Origin of the sequence: Streptomyces malaysiense (assembly GCF_000980885.2) — a bacterium.
GTDB lineage: Bacteria > Actinomycetota > Actinomycetes > Streptomycetales > Streptomycetaceae > Streptomyces > Streptomyces malaysiense.
In genome coordinates this window covers 91,400-104,282 of record NZ_LBDA02000049.1, presented here as the reverse complement: position 1 = coordinate 104,282, position 12,883 = coordinate 91,400, and the positions used below count along the sequence as shown (strand labels likewise).

Sequence of the window (12,883 nt, the reverse complement as noted above, 5' to 3'; positions counted from 1 at the left end):
CGGGTCCGGCCGTCGTACGACACTGGGGGGCGTGATCCGTTACGACGCCCTGGACGCGCTCCCCGTGCGCTCCGCCCTGCCCGCCCTGACCGACGCGCTCGCGGCCGACGGCACCGCCGTCCTGGTGGCGCCGCCCGGCACCGGCAAGACGACCCTGGTTCCGCTGGTGCTTGCGGGGCTGGTCGGGGACGGGCCGGCGCGGCGGGTCGTGGTGGCCGAGCCGCGGCGGATCGCGGCGCGTGCGGCGGCGCGGCGGATGGCGTGGCTGCTGGGTGAGCGGCCCGGCGAGAGCGTGGGCTTCACGGTGCGCGGCGAGCGGGCCGTGGGGCGGCGTACGCGGGTGGAGGTGGTGACCACGGGCGTGCTGCTCCAGCGGCTCCAGCGCGACCAGGAGCTGGCCGGGGTGGACGTCGTCGTGCTCGACGAGTGCCATGAGCGGCATCTGGACGCCGACACGGTGGCGGCCTTCCTGTGGGACGTGCGGCAGGCGCTGCGGCCGGAGCTGCGGCTGGTGGCCGCGTCGGCGACCACGGACGCCGAGGGGTGGGCGCGGCTGCTGGGCGGGGCGCCGGTGGTGGAGGCGGCGGGGACCGCGCATCCCGTGGAGGTGGTGTGGGCGCCGCCGGTGCGCCCGGCGCGGCCGCCGCACGGGATGCGGGTGGACCCCGCGCTGCTGGCGCACGTGGCGTCGGTGGTGCGGCGGGCGCTGGCCGAGCGGGACGGTGACGTGCTGTGTTTCCTGCCCGGGGTCGGCGAGATCGCCCGGGTGGCCGGGCAGCTGGGTGAGCCGGCCGGGGCCGAGGTGCTCCAGGTGCACGGGCGGGCGCCGACGGCGGTGCAGGAGGCGGTGCTGGCGCCCGGCCGGCGGCGGCGGGTGGTGCTGGCGACGTCGGTCGCGGAGTCCTCGCTGACCGTGCCCGGGGTGCGGGTGGTGGTGGACTCGGGGCTGGCCCGGGAGCCCCGGGTGGATCACGCGCGGGGGCTCAGCGGGCTGACGACGGTACGGGCGTCGCGCGCGGCCGGGCGGCAGCGGGCGGGGCGGGCCGGGCGTGAGGCGCCGGGTGCGGTGTACCGGTGCTGGGCGGAGGCCGAGGACGGCCGGTTGCCGGCGTTCCCGGCGCCGGAGATCAAGGTGGCCGATCTGACGTCGTTCGCGCTCCAGGCGGCCTGCTGGGGCGATCCGGACGCCTCGGGTCTGGCGCTGCTGGATCCGCCGCCGGGCGGGGCGATGGCGGCGGCGCGCTCCGCGCTGGAGGCGGTGGGCGCGGTGGACCGCGCGGGGCGGGCGACGGAACGCGGCGTACGGCTCTCCCGGCTCGGGCTGCATCCGCGGCTGGGGCGGGCGCTGCTGGACACGTCGGGGGCGGGGGCGGAGGTGGTCGCGCTGCTCTCGGAGGAGGTGCCGCGGGAGTACGGGGACGATCTCGCGGGCGCGTTGCGTTCCGCTCGGCGCGGGGGTGACGGCTACGCGGGGCGGTGGGCCGCGGAGGTGCGGCGGCTGCGGTCCGTCGCGGCGGAGTTCTCCAGTCCGGCCGCCCGGGAGGACCGGGACGGCCGGGAGGACCGGGACGGCCGGCCGCGGGTGGACGCCGGGCCGGGAGCGGACGCCGGGGGCCGCAACCCCGTCCCCTTGGTCCCGTCGTCCGCTGCCGGGGAGGACGGTCTGGTGGGGCTGGTCGCCGCGCTCGCCTTTCCCGAGCGGGTCGGGAGGTCGGACGGCGGTTCGTACCTCATGGTGTCGGGGACGCGGGCCGAGGTGGTGGAGGGGTCGGCCTTGCGGGGCGCGCCGTGGGTCGTGGTGGCCGTGGCCGACCGGCCGGGCGGGAAGGGGCATGCCCGGGTGCGGCTCGGGGCCGCCGTGTCGCAGGAGGTGGCGCGGGCGGCGGCGGGCGCGGTGCTGGAGGAGCGGGACGAGGTGCGCTGGGCGGACGGCGATGTCGTGGCCCGGCGGGTCGAGCGGCTCGGGGCCGTCGAGCTGACCGTGCGGCCCCTGAAGGACGCCGCGCCGGGGCTGGTGCGTGCGGCGCTGCTCGACGGTCTGCGGCGCGAGGGGCCGGCGCTGCTGCGGTGGACGCCGGACGCGGAGGTGCTGCGGCAGCGGCTGGCGTTCCTGCGGGCCCGGCTCGGGGAGCCCTGGCCGGACGTGTCGGACGAGGCGCTCCTCGCGGGCGCGGAGCAGTGGCTGGAGCCGGAACTGGGCCGGGCGCGGCGGCGGGCGGATCTCGGGCGGATCGACGCCGGGCAGGCGCTGGCGCGGCTGCTGCCCTGGGCGAGCGGGGAGGCCGTGCGGCTGGACGAGCTGGCGCCCGAGCGGATGACCGTGCCGAGCGGGTCCAGGATCCGGATCGACTACCGGGATCCCGAGCGGCCGGTGCTCGCGGTGAAGCTCCAGGAGATGTTCGGGCTGCGCGAGACGCCGTCGGTGGCGGGCGTGCCGCTGCTCGTGCATCTGCTCTCCCCCGCCGGGCGGCCCGCCGCCGTCACGGCCGATCTGGGGTCGTTCTGGCGGGACGGCTACCGGGCCGTGCGGGCCGAGTTGCGCGGCCGCTATCCGAAGCATCCGTGGCCGGAGGACCCGGCGGCGGCGGAGCCCACCCGGCACACCAACGCGCGGCTCAGGCGCTGACCGGTCGCGGTCGCGTCGTGGGGGCGGGTGCCGGGCCGGCGGGGCGGCGGGCGCGGGCCTCCAGGACGAGGGAGAGGGCGAGCAGGAGCAGGCCGAGGGCCAGGGTGCCGCGGGGGACGTAGGAGGTGAGCGCGAGGACGAGGGTGCGGTTGTGCTTGACGAGGGCGACGGTGTGTTCGACGTAGTCCTCGCGCATCTTCACGTCCCCGGCGAACGCGGTGACCTCGGCGCGGCCGCCGAGCAGGGTGCCGCCGCGCAGTTCCTCCCGGTGGATCTCCTCGCCGTAGACCGGTGCGCCGGTGACGGGTTCGACCCAGAACCTGCGGACCGTGGTGTACCAGCGGGTGGTGCCGGTCCTGGCGACGGTCTGCGGGGTGATGCCCTTGACCGGCATGGACTTCGGCATGGGGACCCGGGTCCAGGGGACGGTCTGTTCGAAGCAGTAGACCTTCAGGCCGCGGAACTCGCGGGTGCCCTCGTAGTGGATGGGGCTGGTGGTGCGGGTCTGCGCGTCGAAGTACTCGTAGTCCCGTTTCTGCGTCAGGAAGGGCCACTTGAACTCGATGCCGGCCCGCCGGACCGGGTCGCCGTCGACCATCTCGCCGGTGGCGTGGACGGGGGCCTGGCTGTGGGCGTCGAAGATGTAGCGTTCGGGGACCTCGGAGACCATCTTGCCGTCGGGGCCCTGGACGTAGGACAGGGCGTTCCAGACGACGACCGGCCGGTGTGCCGTCTTCTCGATCTTCCTGGCGGCCGCCACATCGCCCTTGAGGGTCTGCACGATGGTGACCTGGGGGACCTTTTTCGCGCGCATGGTGCCGTAGTCGAGGAGGGTGGCGTTCCTGGCCTCCAGGACGACGTCCTGGTACTGGTTCGCGGGGATCCGGGCCAGGTGCGGAAAGGCGTACCAGCGTGTCAGTGGCGACAGTGCCGCGCAGAAGACGGCACAGGCGAGCAGGACCAGGCTTGCCGTGCGGCGCATCGCGGTCTGCCTCCCGGGCGGGTTACGGATGTGCGGGGACCGTGGTCAGCAGCGGTTTCGGTGAGGTGCGGCCGGACGGCGTGCCGAGCGCGTCGATCGTGAGCACCAGGGCGAGGGCGAGGAGGAGGCCGGTCGCGGCGGCGATCAGGGCGCGCATGCGGGGCCTCCCGGTGGACGGTCGGTCGGGCCCTGACTTCTTCTGATGCCTCGTCAGGTCCGGGCACCGTAGCAACGGGCAGGCGAGATGAGAACAGCGGTGCGGCCACGAACGACGGCGCCCTCCCCGCCGGGAGCGGGGAGGGCGCCGTGGAGGTCCGGTCGGTTCAGGAGGTGGCCGGTGCGCTCGGGGACGGGGACGGGCTCGCCGTGGCGGTGCCGTCGGGGGCCACGGTCAGCTGGAGGGTGAGGGTGCCGCCGCCCGGGGTGGTGACGCGCAGCAGGAACGTGCCGGTGGTGTCGTCCGCGTACAGCTTCGGCAGCGTCAGCAGGCCCTTGTCGTCGGTCTTCAGGCCGGTGAGGGTGCGTACGGTACTGCCGGTGGTGGCGTCCTTGAAGTAGGGGCCCTTGTCGTTCTCGGTGGCGTCGGTGGCGGACTTGACCAGGGTGACGGTGGCCGCGACCTTGTCCGCGACGGCGCCCTCGTAGGTCGCCTTCACCTGGATCTGGCCGGCGAACTCGCCGCCGGGGACGCAGGTCGGCGGGGTGTCGCCGTCGGTGACGGCGGTCAGGGTGTCGGCGGCGCGTTCGGTGACCGTCGCCTGGTAGTCGACGCCCTTGAGGGAGCGGCCCACGACGGTGGCGGTGACCTTGAAGTCGCCCGTCTTCTCGCCGGCCTGGAGCGCGGGGGCCTTCGCGACGCCCTTGCCGTCGGTGGCGACCGTGGCCACGTCCTCGCCGCCGGTGAAGGTGGCGTCGGTGTCCCCGGAGATGGTGAACCGGATCCTGACCTTGGCCACGGCGGCGCCCGCCTCGGTCTCGGCACGGGTGCTGATCGTCCCGGTGAAGGCCTCCCCGGCCGTCGCGGTGAGCTTCGCCGTGTCCGTGCCCGCGTTCTCCAGGTGGTCCACCGTGTCGGTGGGGGTGGGCGCGGGGGTCGGGGTGGTCGGGTCGGGTGTCCCGGGCGGCCGCGGGGCCGGGTCACCGCCGTCCTGGTTCCCGCCGGGCTTCGACGGCGTGGGCGAGGGCGAGGGGCCCTTCTGGCCGCCCTGGTCCTTCGAGCCCGGTTTGCCCCGGTGCGGCTTCGCGGGCGCGGCGGGGGTGGACGGCGCGGTGCGCGGGGTGCCGTCGTCGCTGCGGCGGCCGGGCGCGGCGCCGGTGCCGTCGGGCACCGAGTAGGTGCCCTTGCTGTAGTACTCCATCCACGACAGGACGGTGTTCAGGTAGTCCTGCGAGTCGTTGTAGCCGAGGATCGCGCGGTGCAGGTCGGCCGCCTGGGACAGGTCCCGGTCGCCGCGGCACAGGTAGTGGCCGGCGGCGAGGGCCGCGTCGTAGATGTTGTTGGGGTCCTTCTTGCCGTCGCCGTTGCCGTCGCGGCCGGCCCAGGCCCAGGTGGACGGGATGAACTGCATGGGCCCGACGGCCTGGTCGTACTGGGCGTTCCCGTCGTACGCGCCGTGGTCGGTGTCCTTGATGAGCGCGAAGCCGTGGCCGTCGAGGACCGGGCCGAGGATCGGTCGCAGCGTGGTGCCGGCGGCGTCGACCTCGCCGCCGCGGGCCTGGCCGGATTCCACTTTGCCGATGGCGGCGAGCAGTTGCCAGGGGAGGTTGCAGCCGGGCTTGGAGGAACGCAGCTCGGCCTCGGCCTTCTTGTACGCGTCGAGGACCGTGGCCGGTATGCCGGCCTCGGCGGCGCCCTGGGCGACGGGCGTGCCGGCGCTCGGCGAGGGGCTCGGGTCGGGGCTGTTCAGGGGCGGCAGGTCCGTGTAGTACGGCGAGTTGCCCGTGGCGTCGTCGCCGGTGGGGTCCGGTACGGGGACGGAGGCGCCGGCCGTGGCCTGTCTGCCGTGGTCCTCGCCGGTCGCTCCCGGAGCCTGGGACGCGGAGAGAGCCGCGACCGCCGCCGCGGCCACGGCGGTGGTCGCCGCCCCCTTGCGCAGCCGCCTGCCGATATGCGCCGCCATAGAGTGAACCCCTCCCAGAGGACGCCCTGCGTCCGTATCCACGTGTGTGTCCCGCCCTGGTCTGACGAACGACCCGGCGTTCCGGTTGCCCCTGTGGCGCCCTTTCACATGAGTGACGGTGTCCGGCCCGCGCACCCGGCACGGCGCCGCAGGCGACCCTACGACAACTTGCCTCGCGGGGGCACCCGTTCCTGCCCGGCTTTCACCGGTTGGCCACTTGTCGTCGGGGGACGCGTCCGGCGTTCCGCCAAGGGGCCGGCGATGGCCCGCTCTTGAGTTGTGGGGGAGGGGGTTCTCCCTAGAAGGTGGCGCGCGGTCCGGGGTCGCGGGGGTCCCGGCGGACCGGGCGTTCGGCGAGGGGGGCGACGAAGACCGTGAGGGTGGGGCGGGGGCGGGATCTCGGGACCAGTGCGAGCGTGAGCGCGAGATAGCCGCGGGCCAGGTCGGCCCACTGGCGCCAGTCGGGGGCGCGGCCGGCAGCCCCGGTCCGGGCGGTGCGGTCCTTGAGGCCGCGCCGGACGTTCCGGGCGGCCCTGCGGACGCTCGTGGCCGGGTCGGCGGGGATGCGGGCGGTGCTTGCGTCGGCCGCGAGGGCCGGGACCGGCGAGGCGGGCAGGGCCTGCGCCGAGGCGGTGTCCGCCCGGACCCGGGTGACTGTCTCGGGCGTCCGGCGGTGAAGCATGCGTATACCCATGCCCGCAGTTTTGCGGCTGCGGGGGGTGCGGGGCGTTTTGACGGGGGCCACGTGAGTGACGGTCCCGCCGGGGGTTGGGCCGTCTTTGTGGTACCGGCGCGGAATGGGGGATTCCGGGTTGCGCGGGCCGCGGTGGGCGCCGTACTCCGTCGGAATACGGCGCCCCCACCGCGGCGGCCCGGGTGCGGCGGCTCCCACGGCGCGCGGCGCGGGCTAGTGCGCGGCCGACTCCCAGTCCGGGCCGACGCCGACCGAGACGTCCAGGGGGGCCTTGAGGGTCACGGCGTTGGACATCTCGTGGCGGACGAGCTCCTCGACGCGGGCGCGCTCGCCGGGGGCGATCTCCAGGACGATTTCGTCGTGGACCTGGAGCAGCATCCGGGACTTCAGTTCCGCGGCCCGCAGGGCGGCGTCCACCTTGAGCATGGCGATCTTGACGATGTCCGCCGCCGTGCCCTGGATGGGCGCGTTGAGGGCCATCCGCTCGGCGGCCTCGCGGCGCTGGCGGTTGTCGCTGTTGAGGTCGGGCAGATAGCGGCGGCGCCCGAAGACGGTCGCCGTGTAGCCGGTGGCTCGGGCCTCGTCCACCGCGCGGCGCAGGTAGTCGCGGACCCCGCCGAAGCGCTCGAAGTAGGCGTCCATCAGAGCGCGGGACTCCGCGGCCTCGATGTTCAGCTGCTGGGAGAGGCCGAACGCGGACAGGCCGTAGGCCAGTCCGTACGACATGGCCTTGATCTTGCGGCGCATCTCCGCGTCCACCGCGGCCGGCTCGACCCCGAAGACCTGGGAGGCGGCCGTGGTGTGCAGGTCCTCCCCGGAGGTGAACGCCCTGATCAGGCCCTCGTCCTCGGAGAGGTGCGCCATCACGCGCAGCTCGATCTGGCTGTAGTCGGCGGTCATCAGGGACTCGAAGCCCTCGCCGACGACGAAGCCGCGGCGGATCGCCCGGCCCTCGTCGGTGCGGACCGGGATGTTCTGGAGGTTCGGGTCCGTGGAGGACAGCCGGCCGGTCGCGGCCACCGTCTGGTTGAAGGTGGTGTGGATGCGGCCGTCGCCCGCGACGGTCTTGATCAGGCCCTCGACGGTGACCCGGAGCTTGGCCTGCTCGCGGTGCCGGAGCATGATCACCGGCAGCTCGTTGTCCGTCTGGGTGGCGAGCCAGGCCAGGGCGTCGGCGTCCGTGGTGTAGCCGGTCTTGGTCTTCTTCGTCCTGGGCAGGGCCAGCTCGCCGAAGAGGACCTCCTGGAGCTGCTTGGGCGAGCCCAGGTTGAACTCGTGGCCCGCGGCCGCGTGCGCCTCCTTCACGGCCTGCTGCACCGCACCCGCGAACATCTGCTCCATCGCGTCGAGGTGCGCGCGGTCCGCGGCGATGCCATGCCGCTCCATGCGGGCGAGCAGGGCGGAGGTGGGCAGCTCCATGTCGCGCAGCAGATCGGCGGCGCCGACCTCCTCCAGGCGGCCCTCGAACACCTCGCCGAGGTCCAGGACGGCGCGGGCCTGGATCATCAGGGCCTCGGCCTCGGCGGCCTCGTCCGTGCCGAAGGCCAGCTGGCCGTCGGCCGCGGCGGCGGGCGCCAGCTCGCGGTGCAGGTACTCCAGGGACAGCGCGTCCAGGTCGAAGGAGCGCCGGCCGGGCTTGACCAGGTAGGCGGCGAGCGCGGTGTCCATGCGCACGCCCTCGATGCTCCAGCCGTGCTCGGCGAAGACGCGCATGGCGCCCTTGGCGTTGTGGAACACCTTGGGGCGGCCGGCGTCCGCCAGCCAGGCCGCGAACGCGTTCTCGTCGGCCTCGTCCAGCTCCGCGGGGTCGAACCAGGCGGCCGCTCCCCCGGCCGCCGCCAGGGCGACCTCGGCGACCGAGCCGGTGCCCAGCGCCCAGGTGTCGACCGTGGCGACCCCCAGGGGCCGCGTGCCGTGCTCGGCGAGCCAGGGGGCGAGCTCGCCGGTGCGCAGGACGGTGCCGTCGACCTCGACGCCCTCGGCGGTGACCGGGGTGGTGTCGGCCTCCTCGGCACCGGGGTCGACGGCGAAGAGTCGCTCGCGCAGGGACGGGTTGCGGATCTCCAGGGTGTCCAGGACCAGCGCGACGCCCTTGCGGTCGTACGGCACGCGCTCCAGGTCGGTGACCGACTTCGGCAGCTCGACCCGGCGCTCCAGCTCGGTGAGAACGCGGTTGAGCTTGACCGACTCCAGGTGGTCGCGGAGGTTCTGGCCGGCCTTGCCCTTGACCTCCTCGGCGCGCTCGACCAGCTCGGCGAAGGAACCGAACTGGTTGATCCACTTCGCGGCGGTCTTCTCGCCGACGCCGGGGATGCCGGGGAGGTTGTCGGACGGGTCGCCGCGCAGGGCGGCGAAGTCGGGGTACTGGGCGGGCGTCAGGCCGTACTTCTCGACGACCTTCTCCGGGGTGAACCGGGTCAGCTCCGAGACACCCTTGGTCGGGTAGAGCACGGTGGTGTGCTCGCTGACCAGCTGGAAGGAGTCGCGGTCGCCGGTGACGATCAGTACGTCGAAGCCCGCGGCCTCGGCCTGGGTGGCGAGGGTGGCGATGATGTCGTCGGCCTCGAAGCCGTCGACGGCGAAGCGCGGCGCGTGCATCGCGTCCAGGAGCTCGCCGATCAGCTCGACCTGGCCCTTGAACTCGTCGGGGCTCTTGGAGCGGTTCGCCTTGTACTCGGTGAAGCGCTCGGAGCGCCAGGTCTTGCGGGAGACGTCGAAGGCCACGGCGAAGTGGGTGGGCGCCTCGTCACGCAGGGTGTTGGCCAGCATCGACGCGAAACCGTAGATCGCGTTCGTCGGCTGGCCCGTCGCGGTGGTGAAGTTCTCCGCGGGCAGCGCGAAGAACGCGCGGTAGGCCAGCGAGTGCCCGTCCATGAGCATCAGCCGGGGACGGGTGCCGCCGGGGATCTTGTCGGTCTTCTTCGATGCTGTCTCTGCCACGCACCCGATCCTGCCACGCCCCACTGACACTCCGGACCGGGTGTGCCCCCGGCGGCCGGAGGGCCGGGGCCGGCGGGCCCCACACGGGCCACGCGGCGGGGCCCACGGCGGGCGAGCCCCCGCGGACCCCGGAGGGCGGCGCACGGGGCGGCTCACGGGGCGGCTCACGGGGCGGCTCACGGGGCGGCGAAGCCGGCCCTGTCCCCTCGTCGCCCGCTCATCGCCCCTCGTCATCCCCTCATCACCCCCTGGAGCCGCCCGTTCCCCGCGTCAGCCCCCCGTGGGAGGATCGGCCCCGTAGGTGGTACACGCAGTCGAAGGAGAGCGTGCGATGGCGACGAAGCCGCCCAAGGGTGATCCGGTGCAGGACGCGCCGCAGGTCACGGAGCCGAAGCACGCGGCGGCCGGGTTGCCGGCCATCGGGCACACCTTGCGGATCGCGCAGCAGCAGATGGGGGTCAGGCGCACCGCGCTGACGCTGCTGCGGGTGAACCAGAAGGACGGCTTCGACTGTCCTGGCTGCGCCTGGCCGGAGCCGGAGCACCGGCACACCGCGGAGTTCTGCGAGAACGGCGCGAAGGCGGTGGCCGAGGAGGCCACCCTGCGCCGGGTCACCCCGGAGTTCTTCGCCGCGCATCCCGTCGCCGACCTGGCGGCCAGGAGCGGGTACTGGCTGGGACAGCAGGGGCGGCTCACCCATCCCATGTACCTGCCCGAAGGGGCGGCGCACTACGAGCCGGTCACCTGGGAGCGCGCCTTCGGCATCATCGCCGAGGAGATCGCCGCCCTCGCGAGCCCGGACGAGGCCGTCTTCTACACCTCGGGCCGTACCGGCAACGAGGCGGCGTTCCTCTACCAGCTCTTCGCCCGCGAGCTGGGCACGAACAACCTGCCGGACTGCTCGAACATGTGCCACGAGTCGTCGGGGTCGGCGCTGACGGAGACCATCGGCGTCGGCAAGGGCAGTGTCCTCCTGGAGGACCTGTACAAGGCCGATCTGATCATCGTGGCCGGCCAGAACCCGGGCACCAACCACCCCCGGATGCTGTCCGCGCTGGAGAAGGCCAAGGCGAACGGCGCGAAGGTGATCAGCGTCAACCCGCTGCCCGAGGCCGGCCTGGAGCGGTTCAAGAACCCGCAGACCCCGCAGGGCATGCTCAAGGGCGCCGCGCTCACCGACCTGTTCCTCCAGATCCGCATCGGCGGCGACCAGGCGCTCTTCCGGCTCCTCAACAAGCTGATCCTGGAGACGGACGGCGCGGTCGACGAGGAGTTCGTGCGGGAACACACGCACGGGTTCGAGGAGTTCGCCAAGGCCGCGGAGTCGGCCGACTGGGCGCAGACGCTGGCCGCGACGGGGCTGAGCCGCCCAAAGATCGAGCAGGCGCTGGAGCTGGTACTCGCCTCCGAGCGCACCATCGTGTGCTGGGCGATGGGTCTGACCCAGCACAAGCACTCCGTGCCGACGATCCGCGAGGTCGTCAACTTCCTGCTGCTGCGCGGCAACATCGGCCGGCCCGGGGCGGGCGTGTGCCCGGTGCGCGGCCATTCGAACGTGCAGGGCGACCGCACCATGGGCATCTTCGAGCGGCCCGCGCCCGCCTTCCTGGACGCCCTGGAGCGGGAGTTCGGGTTCGCGCCGCCCCGGGAGCACGGCTTCGACGTGGTGCGGGCGATCCGCGCGCTGCGGGACGGCGAGGCGAAGGTGTTCTTCGCCATGGGCGGCAACTTCGTCTCCGCCTCCCCGGACACCGAGGTGACCGAGGCGGCGATGCGGCGGGCGCGGCTGACGGTGCACGTGTCGACCAAGCTGAACCGCTCGCACACGGTCACCGGCGCGCGGGCGCTGATCCTGCCCACCCTGGGCCGCACCGAGCGCGACGAGCAGGCGAGCGGCGAGCAGTTCGTGACCGTCGAGGACTCCATGGGCATGGTGCACGCCTCGCGCGGCCGGCTGGCGCCCGCGAGCACGCACCTGCTGTCCGAGCCGGCGATCGTGTGCCGGCTGGCGCGCGCGGTGCTCGGGGAGCGCAGCGTGGTGCCGTGGGAGGAGTTCGAGAAGGACTACGCGGCCGTCCGCGACCGGATCGCGCGGGTGGTCCCGGGGTTCGAGGACTTCAACGCGCGGGTGGCCCGGCCCGGCGGTTTCGCGCTGCCGCACGCGCCGCGCGACGAGCGCCGCTTCCCGACCGCCACCGGCAGGGCGAACTTCACCGCGGCGCCGGTGGAGTGCCCCGAACTGCCCGAGGGGCGGCTGCTGTTGCAGACGCTGCGCTCGCACGACCAGTACAACACCACGATCTACGGCCTGGACGACCGTTACCGGGGCATCACGGGCGGCCGCCGGGTGGTGCTGGTGAACGCCGAGGACGCGCGCTCGCTCGGGTTCGCCGAGGGGGCGTACGTGGACCTGGTGAGCGAGTGGCGGGACGGCGTGGAGCGGCGGGCGCCCGGTTTCCGGGTGGTGCTCTACCCGACGGCCCGGGGCTGCGCGGCGGCGTACTACCCGGAGACCAATGTGCTGGTGCCGCTGGACGCGACCGCCGACACCAGCAACACCCCGGCGAGCAAGTCGGTGATCGTACGCCTGGAGGCGCACGCGGAAGGCCGTCTGGAACAATCGGCGACCGACTGAGCGTTCGCTCAGGTTAAGACAGGTGTACGACGAACGGAGCCGGCTCATGGGCGAGCAGCAGCAGGTGCGATTCCCGCAGGAGATCATCGAGGAGTACGCGGCGCTCGGTGTGGACCTGCCCGCACTGTTCTCCGCCGGTGACCTCGGGACCCGGATGGGCGTGCAGATCCTCGAGGCGTCCCCCGACAAGGTCGTCGGGACGATGCCGGTGGAGGGCAACACCCAGCCGTACGGCCTGCTGCACGGCGGTGCCTCGGCGGTGCTCGCGGAGACGCTGGGCTCGGTCGGCGCGATGCTGCACGGCGGCAGCACCAAGGTCGCGGTCGGTGTGGACCTCAACTGCACGCATCACCGCGGGATCCGCTCGGGCCTGGTGACCGGGGTGGCCACGCCCCTGCACCGGGGCCGTTCGACGGCGACGTACGAGGTCGTCATCAGCGACGAGCAGGGCCGCCGGGTGTGCAGTGCCCGGCTGACCTGCATGCTCCGTGACTTCGGCGCGCAGCACGGCGAGCAGGCGCCCGCCGCGGTCTGACGCTCCCTCACCAAAGGCCCGGTCCACTCACCAAAAGGTGTGCGACCGGGCCTTTTTGTTACCGATGCGGCGTCATCCCGCTTACGGGTAAGTGGAATTCATTCGTCCGGGCGGGACGGTCTCTTGGCACCCCCGCGGGACCGGGTGGAGATATCGGCGGCCCGCCCGCAGAATTGCTGTATCCCACACCTTTCTTTTCCGGCGTAACGCTGCGTAACACGTGTGCAATAAGCACCTCCCGTCTCCCCTTCGGGGGCACGCCCCCGGGTGATCTTCCCCGGGCGCCCCGGGGGCCCCGCGGCCGTCGGCCCGTGACCTCGGCCCGACGGCCAACCGGAAGTGCGCATTCTC

Annotated in this window: 8 protein-coding genes; 3 read left to right on the top strand and 5 right to left on the bottom strand. The window is 73.7% G+C overall.

Annotated elements, in window-relative coordinates; genetic code table 11:
* Nucleotides 1-31 precede the first annotated feature (31 nt).
* The gene (locus VT52_RS20845) at nucleotides 32-2,626 is read left to right on the top strand and encodes an ATP-dependent RNA helicase (protein WP_046426490.1); all 2,595 of its coding nucleotides are present in this window, start codon (nucleotides 32-34) and stop codon (nucleotides 2,624-2,626) included.
* On the opposite strand, the gene pgfA is transcribed toward VT52_RS20845, so the two are convergent.
* From pgfA to polA, 5 genes are all read right to left on the bottom strand, one after another.
* On the bottom strand, nucleotides 2,616-3,608 hold the full coding sequence (pgfA, locus tag VT52_RS20840; RefSeq protein WP_046426492.1) for a cell envelope lipid trafficking protein PgfA: 993 nt from the start codon (nucleotides 3,606-3,608) through the stop codon (nucleotides 2,616-2,618). The genes VT52_RS20845 and pgfA overlap by 11 nt on opposite strands.
* Nucleotides 3,609-3,630: 22 nt before the next feature.
* On the bottom strand, nucleotides 3,631-3,765 hold the full coding sequence (locus VT52_RS37085) for an SPW_0924 family protein (RefSeq protein WP_107481395.1): 135 nt from the start codon (nucleotides 3,763-3,765) through the stop codon (nucleotides 3,631-3,633).
* A 166-nt stretch (nucleotides 3,766-3,931) separates the two neighbouring features.
* On the bottom strand, nucleotides 3,932-5,728 hold the full coding sequence (locus VT52_RS20835) for a lytic transglycosylase domain-containing protein (protein WP_046426494.1): 1,797 nt from the start codon (nucleotides 5,726-5,728) through the stop codon (nucleotides 3,932-3,934).
* 298 nt (nucleotides 5,729-6,026) lie between these two features.
* On the bottom strand, nucleotides 6,027-6,422 hold the full coding sequence (locus tag VT52_RS20830) for a hypothetical protein (RefSeq protein WP_107481394.1): 396 nt from the start codon (nucleotides 6,420-6,422) through the stop codon (nucleotides 6,027-6,029).
* A 213-nt stretch (nucleotides 6,423-6,635) separates the two neighbouring features.
* Entirely contained in the window at nucleotides 6,636-9,362 is a 2,727-nt protein-coding gene (gene polA, locus VT52_RS20825; protein ID WP_046426496.1) for a DNA polymerase I, read from the bottom strand.
* A gap of 331 nt (nucleotides 9,363-9,693) precedes the next feature.
* On the opposite strand from polA, the gene VT52_RS20820 reads away from it, so the two are divergent.
* Together VT52_RS20820 and VT52_RS20815 are read left to right on the top strand one after the other, a co-directional pair.
* A complete protein-coding gene (locus VT52_RS20820; protein ID WP_046426498.1) occupies nucleotides 9,694-11,997 on the top strand; it encodes an FdhF/YdeP family oxidoreductase in 2,304 nt (767 codons plus the stop codon).
* Nucleotides 11,998-12,043: 46 nt separating this feature from the next.
* On the top strand, nucleotides 12,044-12,532 hold the full coding sequence (locus VT52_RS20815; protein ID WP_046426568.1) for a hotdog fold thioesterase: 489 nt from the start codon (nucleotides 12,044-12,046) through the stop codon (nucleotides 12,530-12,532).
* The last annotated feature ends 351 nt before the right edge of the window (nucleotides 12,533-12,883 follow it).

Coding starts and splice junctions, on each gene's coding strand:
- VT52_RS20815 (WP_046426568.1), top strand. CDS start 12,044: ATGGGCGAGCAGCAGCAGGTGCGATTCCCGCAGGAGATCATCGAGGAG.
- VT52_RS20830 (WP_107481394.1), bottom strand. CDS start 6,422: ATGGGTATACGCATGCTTCACCGCCGGACGCCCGAGACAGTCACCCGG.
- VT52_RS20835 (WP_046426494.1), bottom strand. CDS start 5,728: ATGGCGGCGCATATCGGCAGGCGGCTGCGCAAGGGGGCGGCGACCACC.
- VT52_RS37085 (WP_107481395.1), bottom strand. CDS start 3,765: ATGCGCGCCCTGATCGCCGCCGCGACCGGCCTCCTCCTCGCCCTCGCC.
- VT52_RS20820 (WP_046426498.1), top strand. CDS start 9,694: ATGGCGACGAAGCCGCCCAAGGGTGATCCGGTGCAGGACGCGCCGCAG.
- pgfA (WP_046426492.1), bottom strand. CDS start 3,608: ATGCGCCGCACGGCAAGCCTGGTCCTGCTCGCCTGTGCCGTCTTCTGC.